At 55.0% G+C, this 17,076-nt stretch carries 16 protein-coding genes; 11 read left to right on the forward strand and 5 right to left on the reverse strand.

From position 1 onward, the window contains the following. Positions 1-269: 269 nt before the first annotated feature. Complete coding sequence (locus tag BUE18_RS02475; RefSeq protein ID WP_073472524.1) at positions 270-2,135, forward strand: acyl-CoA synthetase; 1,866 nt, start codon at positions 270-272, stop codon at positions 2,133-2,135. A gap of 158 nt (positions 2,136-2,293) precedes the next feature. Next, entirely contained in the window at positions 2,294-3,070 is a 777-nt protein-coding gene (locus BUE18_RS02480; protein ID WP_073472525.1) for an enoyl-CoA hydratase/isomerase family protein, read from the forward strand. Between the two features lie 557 nt (positions 3,071-3,627). Here BUE18_RS02480 and BUE18_RS02485 read toward each other — a convergent pair. Then, on the reverse strand, positions 3,628-4,467 hold the full coding sequence (locus BUE18_RS02485) for a hypothetical protein (RefSeq protein ID WP_073472527.1): 840 nt from the start codon (positions 4,465-4,467) through the stop codon (positions 3,628-3,630). Positions 4,468-4,658: 191 nt separating this feature from the next. Then, positions 4,659-5,042, reverse strand: a complete 384-nt coding sequence (locus BUE18_RS02490) for a hypothetical protein (RefSeq protein ID WP_073472529.1) — start codon at positions 5,040-5,042, stop codon at positions 4,659-4,661. 454 nt (positions 5,043-5,496) lie between these two features. Between BUE18_RS02490 and plsY the strand changes: the two genes are divergently transcribed. From plsY to rseP, 9 genes are all read left to right on the forward strand, one after another. Beyond that, on the forward strand, positions 5,497-6,096 hold the full coding sequence (gene plsY, locus BUE18_RS02495; RefSeq protein WP_073472531.1) for a glycerol-3-phosphate 1-O-acyltransferase PlsY: 600 nt from the start codon (positions 5,497-5,499) through the stop codon (positions 6,094-6,096). A 318-nt stretch (positions 6,097-6,414) separates the two neighbouring features. Next, a complete protein-coding gene (gene rpsB, locus BUE18_RS02500) occupies positions 6,415-7,299 on the forward strand; it encodes a 30S ribosomal protein S2 (RefSeq protein WP_073472533.1) in 885 nt (294 codons plus the stop codon). 25 nt (positions 7,300-7,324) lie between these two features. After that, positions 7,325-7,921, forward strand: coding sequence for a translation elongation factor Ts (tsf, locus tag BUE18_RS02505; RefSeq protein ID WP_073472535.1), 597 nt, complete (start codon positions 7,325-7,327; stop codon positions 7,919-7,921). A 145-nt stretch (positions 7,922-8,066) separates the two neighbouring features. Beyond that, on the forward strand, positions 8,067-8,783 hold the full coding sequence (gene pyrH, locus BUE18_RS02510) for a UMP kinase (RefSeq protein ID WP_073472537.1): 717 nt from the start codon (positions 8,067-8,069) through the stop codon (positions 8,781-8,783). Between the two features lie 3 nt (positions 8,784-8,786). After that, the gene (frr, locus tag BUE18_RS02515) at positions 8,787-9,344 is read left to right on the forward strand and encodes a ribosome recycling factor (protein WP_073472539.1); all 558 of its coding nucleotides are present in this window, start codon (positions 8,787-8,789) and stop codon (positions 9,342-9,344) included. Continuing rightward, positions 9,334-10,092: an undecaprenyl pyrophosphate synthase gene (locus tag BUE18_RS02520; protein ID WP_073472541.1), complete on the forward strand. Its 759-nt coding sequence runs from the start codon at positions 9,334-9,336 to the stop codon at positions 10,090-10,092. The genes frr and BUE18_RS02520 overlap by 11 nt, the downstream gene beginning before the upstream one ends. Before the next feature lie 31 nt (positions 10,093-10,123). After that, complete coding sequence (locus BUE18_RS02525; protein ID WP_073472543.1) at positions 10,124-10,936, forward strand: phosphatidate cytidylyltransferase; 813 nt, start codon at positions 10,124-10,126, stop codon at positions 10,934-10,936. An 8-nt stretch (positions 10,937-10,944) separates the two neighbouring features. Continuing rightward, positions 10,945-12,129, forward strand: a complete 1,185-nt coding sequence (locus BUE18_RS02530; protein WP_073472545.1) for a 1-deoxy-D-xylulose-5-phosphate reductoisomerase — start codon at positions 10,945-10,947, stop codon at positions 12,127-12,129. A 3-nt stretch (positions 12,130-12,132) separates the two neighbouring features. Further along, positions 12,133-13,212 carry an RIP metalloprotease RseP gene (gene rseP / locus BUE18_RS02535; protein ID WP_073472547.1) on the forward strand — a complete coding sequence of 360 codons (1,080 nt, stop codon included), beginning with the start codon at positions 12,133-12,135 and terminating at the stop codon, positions 13,210-13,212. A 285-nt stretch (positions 13,213-13,497) separates the two neighbouring features. On the opposite strand, the gene BUE18_RS02540 is transcribed toward rseP, so the two are convergent. The 3 genes from BUE18_RS02540 to BUE18_RS02550 are packed head-to-tail and all read right to left on the reverse strand — an operon-like array spanning position 13,498 to position 16,826. After that, positions 13,498-14,262: a succinate dehydrogenase/fumarate reductase iron-sulfur subunit gene (locus BUE18_RS02540; protein ID WP_073472549.1), complete on the reverse strand. Its 765-nt coding sequence runs from the start codon at positions 14,260-14,262 to the stop codon at positions 13,498-13,500. Further along, positions 14,259-16,172: a fumarate reductase/succinate dehydrogenase flavoprotein subunit gene (locus BUE18_RS02545; protein ID WP_073472550.1), complete on the reverse strand. Its 1,914-nt coding sequence runs from the start codon at positions 16,170-16,172 to the stop codon at positions 14,259-14,261. The genes BUE18_RS02540 and BUE18_RS02545 overlap by 4 nt, the downstream gene beginning before the upstream one ends. Before the next feature lie 12 nt (positions 16,173-16,184). Continuing rightward, a complete protein-coding gene (locus tag BUE18_RS02550; protein ID WP_073472552.1) occupies positions 16,185-16,826 on the reverse strand; it encodes a succinate dehydrogenase cytochrome b subunit in 642 nt (213 codons plus the stop codon). Positions 16,827-17,076: the final 250 nt, after the last annotated feature.

A 17,076-nucleotide genomic window follows, 5' to 3' on the forward strand; every position in this document is an offset into this window, starting at 1 on the left:
GCTTTTTTCCGGGGGGATAGGCGTCCCGGCCCCGTCTGAATCATGCTCCCCTACTTAATCCCCGCCATGCGCTTCCCCCAAAATTTAAACGTATTTTCGCTTGCCGGAATCTTTATATCCTGTTAATATTTAATCTCTTGTTTTAATTTAAGATTTCATTTTACATTTTCCCGCAAAGGGCGTGGGTGCGGGAAAGTTTTCCTTTCGTCATTACAGACCGTTAGACCAAGTTCTCTCACAAAAACCTACAGACGTATTCGGGGGGAAGTATGCAGGAAATCAGGATTGCTTCGGTTGCAGACGTGGAGGAACTGGAAAAAGTTCCTTTTGAACAAAGGCTTAAGGCGAAAAACACCTACGAAATGCTTAAACTGGGAGCAGAGGTCGATCCCAATGCTCCGGCCATGAGCTTTATGCTTTCCGGGGAGACGTACAACAGCCCCATGACCGTGAACTACGCCGAGTTCTGGCGCAAAATCAACCAGACGGCCAACATGTTCCACGACTTGGGCATTGGCCCTACGGACGTCATTACCTACCTGCTGCCCAACCTGCCCCACACCCATTACATCCTATGGGGCGGAGAGGCCGCGGGCGTGGTCAACCCCATCAATCCCATGCTGGAGGCGCACACCATAGCCGACATCTGCGAAGCCGCCGGAACCAAGGTCCTGGTGGCCCTGGGCGAGGTTCCCGGTTCCGACATCTGGGAGAAGGCGGAAATGGTCCGGGAGAAAGTGTCCGGCATCCAAAAGATCGTGCGGGTGTTCGGCGCCGGCGATGAAGCCAACAATATCGTGGGCTTTGATGAAGTGATCGAAAACTACAACGGAGACTCCCTGGACTCGGGCCGGGAAATTCAGCCCCAGGACATCGCCTCGCTCTTCCATACCGGAGGCACCACGGGCACGCCCAAGCTGGCGCCCCACACCCATTACAACGAAGTCGCCATGGCAACCATGATGACCATGAGCGGCATCATGAAAAGCTCCGACACCCTGCTGTGCGGCCTGCCTTTGTTTCATGTAAACGGGGTGATGGTCACGGGCGGAGCTCCCTTTTCCATAGGCGCCCACGTGGTTCTGCTTTCCCCCCAGGGATACCGGGATCCCGGCGTGCTCATGAATTTTTTCAAGATCGTGGAATTCTACAAAGCCGCGTTCTTCTCCTGCGTGCCCACGGTCCTGTCCGTCCTTTTGGACATCCCAACCGGCGATGCGGACATATCGTCCCTCCAGTTCGCCCTGTGCGGCGCCGCGCCCCTGTCCGTGGAGCTGATTCAGCGCTTCGAGGCTCACACCAAGATGAAAGTCCTGGAAGGCTACGGCCTCACCGAAGGCACCACCGCCTCCTGCGTCAACCCGCCCGAGGGCGAGCAGCGGGTGGGCTCCATCGGCATCCGCCTGCCGTACCAGGAAATGAAAATCATGATCCCCACCTCCACCGGCGCCAAGGAAGCCGCGCCCAATGAAATCGGCGCCGTGTGCATCAAGGGCCCCAACGTGTTCACCGGATACCTGGACCAAACCAAAAACACGGATATCTGGATGAAGGAAGGCTGGTTCAACACCGGCGACCTGGGCCGTCAGGACGAGGACGGCTATTTTTGGCTCACCGGCCGGCAAAAGGACCTGATCATCCGCGGCGGGCATAATATCGACCCGGCCGCCATCGAAGAGCCCCTGTACCGCCTCATGGGCGTCCAGGTGGCTGCGGCCGTGGGCAGGCCCGACGCCCATGCAGGCGAGGTGCCCGTGGCTTTCGTCCAACTCCAGCAAGGCTCCGAGCTGACCAAAGAGGAAATCGAGGCCCACCTGCAAAAGGAAATCGGGGAGCGGGCCGCCATTCCCAAGGAAGTCTACATTCTGGAGGAAATTCCTCTCACCCCGGTGGGCAAAATATTCAAGCCCAGCCTGCGCCACGAAGCCGTTCGTCTGGCCTATTTGGATGAAGTCCAAAAAATCGAAAACATGTTCGAATCCGTGGACGTGACCGTCAATGAGGACAAGGTCCATGGAACCAAGGCCCTCATTAAGGTGAAGCCCATGGCCGGAGTGACCGAGGATCAAGCCTGGAAGGCGGTCAACGACGCCCTGGCCCGGTTCACCGTGCGTTACGACATTCAAACGGAGTAGCCTCGGATTATAGTCCGGTTTGGCATAAGCGCGTTGGGGGTATATAATAGCCGGTGAATTGGACCGGATATTTACCCTCAATGCGCTTTGTTTTCAGCAAAGCAGGTTTTTTACAAGCAGCTCTCTGCAAGGGGCTGTTTAATTTAAGGAGCAAGATCATGAGCGACACAGTCCTCCAGGATTTTAATGACGGAGTTTTAACCCTGACCCTCAACCGCCCCGCCAAAAAGAACGCCTTCAACACCGAGCAGTGGCTCGCCCTGGCCGACGCATTCGACCAGGCCCGGGAGAATGAAGACGTGGGCGTGGTGGTGATGACCGGCGCGGGTAACGATTTCTCCTCGGGCCAGGACCTGGGGGAGCTGGCCGCCGGCCGGCCCGAGGGCGAATCTCCCTATCGCACCCTGGAGCGCTCCATGATGGCCTTTGACAAACCCCTCATCGGCGCGGCCAAAGGCATCGCCGTGGGCGGCGGCGCCACCACCCTGTTTTTCAGCGACGTTCTGTACGTGGGCGAAAGCCTGCGCATGCGCCTGCCTTTTGTGAGCCTGGGCATGGCGCCGGAATTCGCCAGCAGCTTTTTGCTCCAGCAAAACATAGGCGCCCAGCGCGCCGCCGAGCTCATGCTCACCGCCGAATGGATCGATGCGGATAAAGCATTGGAATTCGGCATTGCCCGGGCCAAATTCTCCGACGACGAACTGCTGGCCAAAGCCCAGGAAAAAGCCGCTGAAATGGCCCAATGGCCGGTGAACGGGCTGCGGGAAACCAAAAAATGCCTCATGGTCTGGCGCCAGGCCCACATCCAGGCCACCCTGGAGCAGGAGCACGAAGCCATGACCAAACAGGCGGGCAGCCCGGAAAACGTGGAAGCCATTATGGCCTTCATCGAAAAGCGTAAGCCGAACTTCAAAAATCTTAAAAAGAACAAGTAGCCTATAAAGGGCGTCTGCTGGAATTCGGCTCATGAGCGCCTGCGCCTTGCGGCCGGACTTCTTAACCCAACCTACGGCCTTGCTTGCTGCGGCGTAGGTTGGGTTGAGCTTGCGAAACCCAACAACCAAGGGCGAAAACAGCGTTTAAACCCTGATGTTTTGCCCTGCAGCTATGTAACGAGTCAGGCGCTTTTTTGTTGGGTTCGAAGTCCAAAATCAGCGAAGGCTGTGCGATGCTTGGAAGCCGGACTTCTTAACCCAACCTACGACCTTACTTGTTGCGGCGTAGGTTGGGTTGAGCTTGCGAAACCCAACAAAAAGGAATGATTATATGCGGCTGCGTAGGTCGGGTCACGCGGAGCGGCGAAATTGAATGGGACGCCCAAACGCGCCTCCTCGCCCTACCCGAACTTGAAATTTGACAAGCTCGTGCGCAGCGACCCGACAATCCCAACCCGCAAAGATTCCAACCAACCAAGCCAATATCAATACAAGTAGACGTTTTTTCGGGAGTTCATTGGGCGCTATAGGTCAGTTTTTGGGGATGTCCCCTATGATCACAAGCACCTTTGTACCTCATCAAGATATGCGTAGAATGCGTCGTGCTGATCCTGGATACCGGACAATTCGCTGATAAGATCATGGAGAGCGTTAACCACTTTTACATGGGTAAATGCGATACCTTGTTTTTTGGGAAGCCCTGTCTCTGTGAATAATTCGGTCTCATCCCATTTCCAGGAAGTTTTCAGCAGCTTCTGTATCGGAACTTCTGATTCTTTTCCATCATCAAACTTTGTAATAAAGCTCTTGATGCTCGGGTATCTAAAGTTAAAGCCCTGCGGATCAATTTCTGACAGTTCTTGAAGGATCTTTTGGGATCGTTCTGAAAGCAACCATCCGTCATCTTCGAGCGGCTCCCCTAGGATGTCGGTGCCCCAGTTTTGCATTAACTTTTTCACTTTCTTGTCGTACTTGGAATACAATCCTGATATGTTATGGTCATTATCGATTTTTTCAATCTCTGCCTTGTAGCCGTTCGTTAGCGGTTTTGTCAGCAGTTCTTCATACCACGTCACATAAAGGATACATCCTTTCAGGGATAGCTCTACTGCATGTCGTGAATTGAAAAGCCAGGGTTCAAGAAAGCCTGCGCCGGCCTCTACAAACGCTCTGCTGAATCCAGCAAAATAGATGCAAAGAGCCCCGCGCCAGTACCTATCTGATAATGCAAAATAGCCGAAATCCGGGCATGGGTATAAACCCAAGGCTGCCGAATCAAGATCGTGCCCATGAGCTTCAATTAGCGTCCAAAGTTTTTCAATCAAAGGCTTTTCGTTAAGCCCAAGAGTAGAAGTATCCAGTCTCAAGGATCTGTCGTCAAGCGTGAAGAAAGCCATGCGAAAACCTCATTATTAATCCTGAAAAGGAATTTTTAGGGACATCCGTTACTTCAAGACTAACTCTCTGATTCTTGAAGATTGCCCCAAAATGGAACTGGCCGATAAAATATTAATGAACCACATTAAGTTTACATCATTCTGAAATAATTTCCATGTTATTTCAGAACGATATAAAGTTGGTGGATTAGTCAGGGACATCCCCTTGAACACATCCCGTTTTTCCTTTTAAAAAACACAACAACTGTGGCTAACTGGGAACGATCCTCTGAGTGGTTCAAAAGGATTTCCGCCATGCGCATCGACTCATCGTGCAGCCATTGATCGGCGATTTCGTCGAATTCCTTTATGCCGTTCACATCAGGCTTCAGGCGGCGTGCGCAAGCATCGTGGACGGTCTTTTCAGCCGAATTCATTGACACATACCTGCCCGCCCGAAATTCACGTTCGGCAAATTCCTTCACCGCGTCTCTGCGCAGTTCAGAAGTGTCGCTATATGGCTTTTTGCCAAACTCATGCTTCATGACCATTAGGACGGAAATGATATCGCTGACTTTGTCTTTTTGATAATACATGGCTGATCTCCTTCCTAGTTTTTAATAGCTTGGTTTCTTATAGATGCTCTAGTTAAAAAACTATTACACGTTAATTCAGATTTGAACTAGAAAGTAACTAGTTCAACTTTCTGAATTTATTGATTATTATGATCGTATAGCGGGCCCTTGTCAAGGGCCTTTTTCGAGGCAGTCAAATTTTTTCAAAATGACATTATCGGAAGTAAAACCAGTCAAAAAAACGGCGTCTTTCGTAAAAAGACTCTTGGGGACGACTCGGAGGAGTAGTGAGTTTTTGGAGACATCCGTTACTTCAAAACTAACTCTCTGATTCCGGAAAATGTCCCGGAAAACCCTGGGTCCGTCCTCCTTGACAAAAGCCCGCCGCCGCTTAGATTTTAGGGGTCAGGTTTAACAAATTACCCGTGCGCCCGATCAGGGCCATTTTTTTCTGTCCCCTTACTTCAAGGTAACCATGTATTTTCCCTTTTTTCTGGCATTGGCTTATGCGCTGGGCTCCGTGCCCTTTGGTGCGGTGCTTTCCCGCTGGCGCGCCGGCATGGACATCACCAAGGCGGGAAGCGGCAACATCGGCGCCACCAATGTGCTGAGGCAGGCGGGGCCTGCTTTGGGCGTCGCCACTCTGGCCTGCGACATGGCCAAGGGCGCCTTGCCCGTATTGGGCGCGGTTCTGGTTTTGGGGACGGACGGCTTTTGGACCCAGACGGCCGTCGCCCTGACGGCCCTGGCCGCTTTTCTGGGGCATTTGTTTCCCCTGTACTCCTTGTTCAAAAAGGGCGGTAAGGGCGTGGCCACTGCAGCGGGGTGCGTGCTTATATTGTCGCCCGCCGCCCTGGTCTGCGCGCTTGCGGTCTTCGCCGCCGTGGTGGGGATTTTCAGGCGCGTTTCCCTGGGCTCCCTGATTTCCGCCGCCTCCCTGGCGCCTTTGGTCTATTGGCAAACCCACTCCCTGCCCTACACCGGGGCGGCCCTGGCCGTCACGGTTCTGGTCTGGTTCAAGCACGAGGCTAACATCAAACGCCTGATCGCAGGCGAGGAGTCCGCCATTTTTTGAGGCTGCAAGGCCCGCGGTTGTGCGAAAGGGAGCCTTTTTGCACAATTATAGCCTTCCCGAAAAGGGGAAAAAAACCTTGCAGGCCCAGGCCTGGTGTGTTAAACAGTATCGCTTTTGGCGTTGGGGAGCGTTTCGCACAAAATTCCCTGCGCCGGAAGTCCGGCTTTAATAGCCTGTATTTGCGCGGAATATTTTTTTCGCGCACTTTTTATCAATTTATTTCGCACGTCTCCGGACTGGATTCTTGGTGCTGCGGGTGGGCCGCGGTGGGAATTCGGGACGATGGGGGCGAAGGAAAGACAACCAAAGGAGAACACTATGGTAAAGATTTCGATGAAGGAACTCCTGGAAGCCGGAGTCCACTTTGGTCACCAGACCAAACGCTGGAACCCCAAGATGAAACCTTATATCTTCGGCGCCAGGAACGGCATCTACATTGTGGACCTGCAGAAGACCGTCCGCATGTTCCGCACCGCCTGCGAATTCGTGAGCGACGTGGTGGCCAACGGCGGCTCCGTGCTGTTCGTGGGCACCAAAAAGCAGGCTCGGGAATCCATCTACGAAGAAGCCAACCGCGCCGAGGCTTACTACGTTCACAATCGTTGGCTGGGCGGCATGCTCACCAACTTCCAGACCATCAAAAAAGGCATCGACAGGCTTAATTATCTGAACGAAATCAAGCTCAACGAGACCATCAACCTGTTCCCCAAAAAGGAACGTTTGAAGCTGGAAAAAGAGCGCATCAAGCTGGACGCCAACTTGGGCGGCATCCGCACCATGACTAAGCTGCCTAGCGTGATCTTCATCATCGACCCGAAAAACGAAGCCATCGCCGTGCGGGAAGCCAAAAGGCTGAACATCCCCATCGTGGCCGTAGTTGACACCAATTGCGACCCGGATGACATCGATTACGTCATCCCCGGCAATGACGACGCTATTCGGGCCATTCGCCTGATGACATCCCGGATCGCCGAAGCTGTGATTCAGGGCAAGCAGGTCGCCGCCGAAAGGCGCGCCGCGGAGCAGGATAAGGCTGCTGACGACAAGGCCCAGGAACAGGCCGCCGCAGAAGCCGCCAAGTCTGAACCCGCCGCCCCCGCCCCTGCAGCGGAAGCCGCGGAAGAAGCTCCGGCCGAAGAAGGCCCCATTATTGAAGTAATCAAAAAATCCGGCCCCGAAGAAGACGGCGAGGCCGCGAACTAGATAGCGTTTTATAGAGGAGAGTATCATGGCAACCATTACAGCAGAAATGGTAAAAAACCTGCGCGCTGCTACAGGAGCGGGCATGATGGACTGCAAAAAGGCCTTGGCCGAGTCTGACGGCGACATGGACAAGGCCCTGGACTATCTGCGTAAAAAGGGCATTGCAACCGCTCAGAAGCGCGCCGGCCGCGAGACCAAAAACGGCGTGGTCATGTCCTACATCCATATGGACAAAATCGGGGTGCTCCTGGAAGTGAACTGCGAAACCGATTTTGTGGCCAAGAACGATGACTTTGTGGAATTCGCCAGGAACGTGGCCATGCACATCTGCGCCACCAACCCCCTGGCCGTGACCGAAGAAGACGTTCCGGCCGAGATCGTGGAAAAAGAGCGCGAAATCTACATGGGCCAGGTTCTGGAAATGGGCAAGCCCGAAAACATCGCCGGCAAGATCGTGGACGGCAAAATCGCCAAGTTTCTCAAGGACAATTGCCTGGTCAATCAGCCTTTCGTGAAGAATCCCGACATCACCATAGGCGATCTTCTGACCGAAACCATCGGCAAGACCGGTGAAAACATCTCCATCCGCCGCTTCTCCCGCTTTGTGCTGGGCGAAGAATAAAACCGGCGCCTGAGAGCCAAGACCGGGCCCGGCGGCCAGCCGTTCGGGCCTGTTCGATCATATAGCCTTCCCGCACAATGTGCGGGAAGGCCTTTATTCGCACGCTGCGCCTGATACGGCGTACAAACAAACCCCGGAAAATCATATGCCAACTGCAAAATTCAAAAGGGTTATGGTCAAACTCTCGGGCGAAGCCCTCATGGGGGATCAGGAATTTGGGATTTCCCCGGAAGTCATCGGTTACGTAGCCGCGGAAATTCGCTCCATTTTTGACCTTGGCGTCGAGGTGGCGTTGGTCATTGGCGGCGGAAACATCTTCCGGGGCATCAAGGGCAGCAGTTACGGCATGGACCGCACCTCCGCGGACCATATGGGCATGTTGGCCACCGTCATCAACAGCATCGCCTTGTGCGACGCTTTGGAAAAGCAGGGCATGCCCACGCGGGTCCAAAGCGCCATCGCCATGCACGAAATCGCCGAGCCCTATATCCTGCGCAGAGCCTTGCGGCACCTGGAAAAGAAACGAGTCGTCATTTTCGCCGCAGGCACAGGCAACCCTTATTTTACCACCGATACGGCCGCCGTCTTGCGCGCCCAGGAAATTCACGCGGAAATTTTGTTCAAGGCCACCAAGGTGAACTGCCTTTTTGACAAGGACCCCGAGTGCAACTCCGACGCCCAGCCCATTACCGCCATTACGCACAAGCAGGTCCTGGAAAGGGAGCTGCGGGCCATGGACACCACCGCCACCTCCCTGGCTATGGACAACAAACTGCCCATCGGCATCATCAATATGCTGACCCCTGGCAATATCTGCAAAGCGGTTTGCGGCGAAACCATCGGTACATACATAGGAGACTGACAAATGCTTGAACTGGTCTATGAAGAAGCTCGTGAAAAAATGGATAAGGCCATTGCAGCTCTGGAAAAAGGGTTGCTGCGCGTGCGCACAGGCCGGGCATCCCTGTCAATGCTCGACGGGGTTAAACTGGACTATTACGGGACTCCCACCCCGATCAACCAGGCGGCCACCGTGGCTATCCCGGAAAGCAGGCTGATCACCATCCAGCCTTGGGACGCTTCCGTCATCAAAGAGATCGAAAAAGCCATTTTAAAGTCCGACCTGGGCCTCAACCCGTCCAACGACGGCAAGATCATCCGCATCGCCATTCCGCCCCTGACGGAAGACAGGCGCAAGGAAATGGTCAAGCTGGTCAACAAGATGGCGGAAGAAGGCAAGATTTCCGTGCGCAACGCCCGGAGAGACGCCAACGAAACCATCAAGTCCATGAAAAAGGACGGCGACATTGCAGAAGACCTGGCTTTTAAAGGCCAGGAAGAAGTCCAGAAGATCACCGACGACTTCGTCAAAAAGGTGGACGACATCTGCGCCAAAAAGGAAAAGGAAATCCTTGAGTTCTAAAGTGGAAAATTCGGATTCGCCGCTTCCCGACTTTGAGCGTCTTCCCCGTCATGTGGCCATTATCATGGACGGCAACGGGCGGTGGGCCAAAAAAAAGCTGATGAATCGCGTAAAGGGCCATGAGCAAGGGGCCGAAACCGTCCGCATGGTGGTGCGCACCACCCGCGAGCTGGGCGTCCCCTTCCTGACCCTGTATGCTTTTTCCACGGAAAACTGGCAGCGGCCCAAGGCCGAAGTCATGGCCCTCATGACCCTTTTGAAGCGCTTTCTGGTCAACGAAAAAAAAGAAATGCTGGAAAACGACATTCGCCTGAATGTCATCGGCCAGACCGAACGGCTTCCCGACGACGTCAAGGCCGCCATGAACCACACCATGGAGGCCACGGCCCAGGGCCGGAAAATGACCCTGACCCTGGCCTTGTCCTACGGCGGCCGCGAGGAATTGGTCAGGGCCTTCCGGAAAATGGCCCACAGAGTTGCGGACCACACCCTGGATCCGGAACTGATCGACGAATCCGTGATCAGCCAGCACCTGTACACCGCAACCATGCCCGACCCGGACCTCATGATTCGCACCTCGGGGGAAGTGCGCATCAGCAATTTCCTATTATGGCAGCTTGCTTACGCTGAAATGGCTTTCACACCCAAACTGTGGCCGGATTTTTCAAAAGAGGATTATATCCAGATTCTCAAGGATTTTGGAGACAGGGAAAGGCGATTCGGCAAGACCGGGGACCAACTGGAATAACCCGGCGAATCAAAAGAACGGATTTTATACCATGGCATACTCTTCCCACGCCAAACGCTGGATGACGGTTGCAGTAATCGTCCCGATCCTGGTTGCATTTTTCTTAATGGCCCCTGCGTGGGCCTTTGCCATTTTCGGCGCCTTTATCAGCGCTTTCGCCCTGTACGAGTATTTCAAGAATTTCTGCAAAACCAATGCGCCCATGGACCTGGGCTATTGTTTCGCCGTAATCGGGTCCAGCCTCATATTCTGGGCTGCGGCTATCGGCTCCTTCAAGCTCCTGTTTCTGGTTATGTGGCTCATGTTCTTCGTCTACGCCAGCCGGGCTATGATCCGTTTTAACCAGGGCAAGGCGGGATACGACCTTCTTGCCAAAGAAGCCTTGTCCATCCTGTATATTCCCTGCCTCCTGTCCTCCGTGGTCCTGGCCCGTTGCAGCGAGCAAGGCGTGACCTGGCTTTTCTTCATCCTGTTTCTTGCTTTCATATCCGACACCGGGGCCTACTACGCAGGCAAAACCTTCGGAAAGCACAAGCTCATCCCCAATCTGAGCCCCAACAAAACCGTCGAAGGCTCCATCGGCAGCATTTTCGCCGACCTCATCGTGGTATCGGTTTTCAAGCTGACCCTGCTTCCAACCATCCCCTGGCTGGTGGTTCCGGTCCTGGCCGCTTCCGCCGCCATCGCCACCCAACTGGGCGATCTCTTCGAGTCCATGCTCAAACGCTCCCTTGACGTAAAGGATTCCGGGACTATATTTCCTGGACATGGGGGGATGCTTGACCGGATCGACGGCCTCTTGTTTACGGGACCGGTAGTCTATCTTTTTTTGGTTACTTTTTGAGGATCCCATTGTCCTTATCAGATAAAATTCGCGTAAAGAACCTGACCATCCTGGGCTCGACCGGCTCCATCGGAAAAAGCACTCTGGGCGTGGTTCGCAAGTTTCCCGACCAATTTAAAATCCGCGCCCTGGCCGCCCATACCAGCATCGACGCCCTGGCCAAACAGGTTGTGGAGTTTCTGCCTGAACTGGTTGTGGTCCGGGATAAAGATCTGGCCGGCAAGCTGAAAACCGCCTTGCAAGGCGCGACCACTCCCCATCCTTACATCATGTATGGAGACGAAGGGTACCAAAAGGCCGCAACCCTGGATTCGGTGGATATGGTCGTCTCCTCCATGGTGGGCGCAGCCGGGCTTTTGCCCACGTTGGCCGCCATCCGAGCCAGGAAGCAAGTGGCCCTGGCCAACAAGGAAACCCTGGTCATGGCCGGCGCTTTGGTCATGCGGGAAGCCAGGGAAAACGGCGTGAAGCTCATGCCCATAGACTCCGAGCACAGCGCCATATTCCAGTGCCTGCAAGGCAACGACCGTAAGGATCTGGATAAAATTCTTCTGACGGCCTCAGGCGGCCCTTTTCGCACGGTTTCCCGGGAGAAATTCGAAAGTCTCGCCCCGGAGGACGCCTTGTCCCATCCAACCTGGGACATGGGCGCAAAAATCACCATCGACTCGTCCACGCTCATGAACAAAGGCCTGGAAGTCATCGAGGCCAAATGGCTGTTTGACGTGCGCCAACAGGACATCCAGGTGGTGGTCCATCCCCAGAGCATTATCCACTCCATGGTGGCGTATAAAGATGGCTCAGTGATCGCCCAATTAGGTGTACCGGATATGGCCGGGGCCATAGCCTACGCCATGTCCTATCCGGACCGGCTTCCCTTGGGGCAGCCCATCCCGGATTTTTTCGCCTTAGGCTCCCTGGATTTTTTTGAGCCCGACCTGGAAAAATTTCCCTGCCTGGCCCTGGCTCAGCAGGCGTGCAGGGACGAACAAACCTATCCGGCGGTATTGAACGCCGCCAACGAAATTGCGGTGCAGGCTTTTCTGGATCATCAAATCCGGTTTCCCCAAATCCCGCAATTGATCGAAAAATGCCTGAACGCCCACACCCCCAGCGCCCGGCCGGATCTGGAGCAGATCCTGGAAGCCGACGCCTGGGCCAGGGATTATATGAAGCAGGCGGCGAGGTCTTAAAGTATGTGGTATTACGCGACGGTAATTCCCCTGTTGGGGGCTTTGATCTTTTTTCACGAATTGGGCCATTTTCTGGCCGCAAGACTTCTGGGAGTCGGGGTGGAAACCTTTTCCCTGGGATTCGGCCCCCGGCTCTTCGGAAAAAAATCCGGCATGACCGACTACCGGGTGTCGGCCGTTCCCCTGGGCGGTTACGTCAAGATGGTGGGCGAAGATCCTGACTCCGACGAAGAGCCGGAAGACACCTCCATATCCTTTTCCCATAAGCCCGTGTGGAAACGCATCACCATTGTCGCGGCCGGCCCGGTCTTTAACTTTCTTCTGGCGGTTGTGATTTTCTTTACTATCGGATTTTTCTCCGGCGTGGACCACAGCACCAACACTCTGGACAGGGTAATGGAAGACTCTCCGGCTGCGCAAGCCGGAATGCTTGAAGGGGACGAGGTTCTGTATGTCAATGGAACCGCCATCGAAAACTTCAGGCAGGTTTCCGCCGAGATCAACAAAAATCCCGGAGAACCTGTGGAGATAGTTGTGGGCAGGAACGGCGAGGAATTGGCGTTTACGGTTATCCCGAAGGAAACCGAAGGCAAAAACGCCTTTGGAGAGGATGTGAAGGCCTACAAGGTGGGCATCTCCAACCGGGTGGACTTTGTCCCTTATGAGCCCGTCAACTCCGCCGTATATGCAGTGGAGCAAACCTGGTTTTTTGTTAAATTCACTTTTCAGGCTTTGTTCAAGTTTGTGGATAGAAGCATTCCCCTGGACAACCTGGGCGGGGTCATTCTCATCACTCAGGTGAGCGGGGTCGCCGCCGAAGCGGGCCTGACTTCCTTTTTGTTCATCATGGCGCTCTTGTCCGTCAACCTGGGCATTATCAATCTGTTTCCCGTGCCCATCCTGGACGGCGGGCATATTTTGTTTTTCGCCATTGAGGGGATCATGCGCAAGCCCCTGAGCCTGCGCGTGCGCGAGGTCGCCATGCAGGTGGGCCTGGCCGCCCTGATTTTTTTGATGATTATGGTGTTCTATTTCGACATCGCCCGCACCGTGGCCGGCAAAGCTCCGGGGGTGACAGGCTAATAATTCAACTTTCGGGATTGAAAATAATGCTTTGAAATCAAGGGGGTGTGTCTTGGGCTCTGGCCCGCGCATATGACGGAGCCCGAAATGCCTCGTCCCTTCCCCCGGCAAGGGCGAGCCGCTTTTCAGGATCGTCCGCAAGCCGGGACCCGGCGTCATTTTGTATCTCCGGCGCGCCCCAACAAGCCATCTGCAACAAGGACCAAGGATGAGTTGAACTTGAAAAATCCTGCAAGGGAAGTGAAAAGGGGGCCTTTCACCTGAAAAGCCCCCTTTTTGAATGGCTTATTTGTAGCGGGAGCCCAGGGCGGCCTTTAAAAAGCCGCGGTTCATACGGGCGATGTTGGTGATGTTGATTTCCTTGGGGCATTCGGCCTCGCACTCCCTTTCATTGGAGCAATTGCCGAATCCTTGCTCATCCATGCATCTGAGCATGGCGAGCACCCGTTTGTCCGCCTCCACCTTGCCCTGGGGAAGCAAAGCCAGATGGGAGATTTTGGCGGAAGTGAAGAGCATGGCCGAGGCATTGGGGCAGGACGCCACGCAGGCGCCGCAGCCGATGCATTGGGCTGCGTCCATGGCCAGTTCCGCGTCGTCGGCGGGCACGGGGATGTTGTTGGCGTCCGGCGCGGCGCCGGTGTTTACCGACACATATCCGCCGGCCGCGATGATTTTGTCAAAGGCGCTCCGGTCCACAACCAGGTCTTTGACCACCTTGAAAGCCATGGCGCGCCAGGGCTCGATCATGATGGTGTCGCCGTCGTTGAAATGGCGCATGTGGAGCTGGCACAGGGTGGTGCCTTTTTCCGGGCCGTGGGCGCGGCCGTTGACCATGGCGCCGCACATGCCGCAGATGCCTTCCCGGCAGTCGTGGTCGAAAGCAATGGGCTCCTGGCCCGAAAGAGTCAGGTCTTCGTTTACGATATCCAGCATTTCCAGGAAAGACATGTCCGTGGAAATCTGTTTGGCGGAATAGGTTTCCATGACGCCTTTGTTGTTGGGGCCCTTCTGGCGCCAAACCTTGAGTGTGAGATTGATTTTCTTGGTCACTTGTAGCTCCTTTGCGTCAGATGGACGTTCTCAAAGGTCAAAGGCTCCTTGTGAAGAACCGGCTCCTTGCCCACGCCTGTAAACTCCCAGGCGGCCGCATAGCAGCAGTTTTCATCGTCGCGCTGGGCTTCGTTCTCCTCGGTTTGGAACGCTTCGTTAAAATGGCCGCCGCAGGACTCTCTGCGGTCCAGGGCGTCTTTCGCCAGGAGTTCGGCGAATTCCAGGAAGTCGGCCACGCGTCCGGCTTTTTCCAGGGACTGATTGAAGTCGCCCGAATCTCCGGGAACCGTGACGTTCTGCCAGAATTCATCCCGCAGCTTGGGAATGATGTCCAGGGCTTCCTTAAGTCCGGCGTCGTTCCGGGCCATGCCGCAATGGTCCCACATGCACAGGCCCAGTTCACGGTGGATGTCGTCCACGGTGCGCTTGCCCTTGATGTTCAGGAGCGTGTTGACGCGTTCCTTGCAGTCGTTCTCTGCGTCGGCGAAGGCCGGGTTGTTTTCGTCCACATCGTCCAGGGGAGTCCCGCCAAGATAGCCGCCCATGGTGTACGGAATGACGAAATAGCCGTCGGCCAGGCCCTGCATAAGGGCGCTTGCGCCCAGGCGGTTGGCGCCGTGGTCCGAGAAGTTGGCTTCGCCCAGGACGAACAGGCCTTCCAGGTTGCTCATAAGGTTGTAGTCCACCCACAGGCCGCCCATGGTGTAATGGATGGCGGGGTAGATCATCATGGGAGTCTTGTAAGGATCGTCGGCCGTGATTTTTTCGTACATGGCGAAGAGGTTGCCGTATTTTTTCCGAATCACGTCCTCGCCGTCCCGCTTGATGGCGTCGGCGAAATCCAGATAAACCGCCAGCTTGGTCAGGCCCACGCCCTTGCCTTCGTCGCACATGGCCTTGGCGTTGCGCGAGGCCACGTCCCTGGGCACCAGGTTGCCGAAGCTGGGGTATTTGCGCTCCAGGTAATAATCCCGTTCGCTTTCCGGGATCTGGTCCGGCTTGCGGTTATCCCCGGGCTTCTTGGGCACCCATACGCGGCCGTCGTTGCGAAGACTCTCGCTCATGAGGGTCAGCTTGGACTGATACGTCCCGTGCACCGGGATGCAGGTGGGGTGAATCTGGGTGAAGCAGGGGTTGGCGAACAAGGCGCCCCGCTTGTGGCATCTCCAGGCCGCCGTGACGTTGCAGGCCATGGCGTTGGTGGAAAGATAATAGGTGTTGCCGTAGCCGCCGGTGCAAAGCACCACCGCGTGAGCCGCGTGGCGCTCCAGCTCGCCCGTAATCAGGTTGCGGACGATAATTCCCCGGGCCTTGCCATTGACCACAACCAGATCCAGCATTTCGCGCCTGGGCATCATGGTGACTTTTTTCGCGGCGACCTGACGCATCAAAGCGCTGTAAGCGCCCAACAAAAGCTGCTGGCCCGTCTGGCCCCTGGCGTAGAATGTACGGGAAACCTGGGCGCCGCCAAAGGAACGATTGGCAAGTCCGCCGCCGTACTCCCTGGCGAAAGGCACGCCCTGGGCCGCGCATTGGTCGATGATGCTGTTGCTGCACATGGCCAGGCGATACACGTTGGACTCGCGGGCGCGAAAATCGCCGCCCTTGACCGTATCGTAAAACAGCCGGAACACGCTGTCCCCGTCGTTGGGATAGTTCTTGGCCGCATTGATGCCGCCCTGGGCTGCAATGCTGTGAGCGCGGCGGGGGCTGTCCTGGATGCAGAAGCATTGGACGTTGTAGCCAAGCTCCGCCAAAGACGCGGCGGCCGAACCGCCGGCCAGGCCGGACCCGACCACGATGATGTTGAATTTTCTTTTATTAGCGGGATTAACCAGTTTCAGGTCCTGGCGGTGGCGATCCCACTTGGTCTCTATCGGCCCGCCTGGAGCCTTGGAATCTAATTGCATTATCACCCTCCTTTATAATACCAGCCTGGACACTACCGGTAAAAATCCAAAGCCGAAGCCGGCCGCCAAAGCTGCAAGGGCGGACAGCACGAAAATCGTGGGCATGTATTTCAGATGATTCAAGCCCAAGGTCTGAAAGGCGCTCCAAAACCCGTGCTTGACGTGAAAAGCCACCACGATCATGGAAAACATATAAAACAGCACATAGCCCACGCTGGAAAAGGCGTGGGAAACGATCTGCGATATGGTCTGGTTGTCATGATCCACAAAATGGAAGGTTTTTAAATGAATGATCAAAAACAATAGGATAAGGATGCCCGTGTAAGGCATGGTGGCGGAAAAAATGGTCCGGCCTCCCGCCCATTTTTTGCCCACGTATTTGACCGGCCGCGCCTTGTAATTCTGCAAAAACAAAAGCAGACCCGTGCCCACGTGAATAATCGCGAACAAAAGCAGGCCGATTTCAGCGGCGTTCACCAGCGGACCCAACGCATGCAAATGCTCCGCATAGGAGTCGAAAGCGTCCGGCCCTAGGTAAATCGTCAGATTACCTAATAGGTGGCCGGTCAAAAAGCCGATAAAGCCCAATCCGGTCACCGCCATGAGTTGTTTTTTCCCTATGGACGTTCCAAACGTCCCCTTGACCCAGTCCATTTTACCTCCTCATGCATTTGAAATTCTTACAGCCCGGACTCCCGCAAAATGCGGGCTGCATTCCCCCATCCCGGAGTTCAGGACAGACCGATTATTAACTTTACTAGTTTATCCATCAAATGATGGAGGGTGTCAACAGAATTGTAATCATCATTTGACAACAAGCTCTCTCTCCCCTATGGATGAAGGGGCTTTTCCATAGCTGACATAAAATATGTCGTGCGTCAATGTTGCGTGCTTTTAGGGAGTT

The sequence above is a fragment of the Desulfatibacillum alkenivorans DSM 16219 genome (genome assembly GCF_900142135.1).
Lineage (GTDB): Bacteria > Desulfobacterota > Desulfobacteria > Desulfobacterales > Desulfatibacillaceae > Desulfatibacillum > Desulfatibacillum alkenivorans.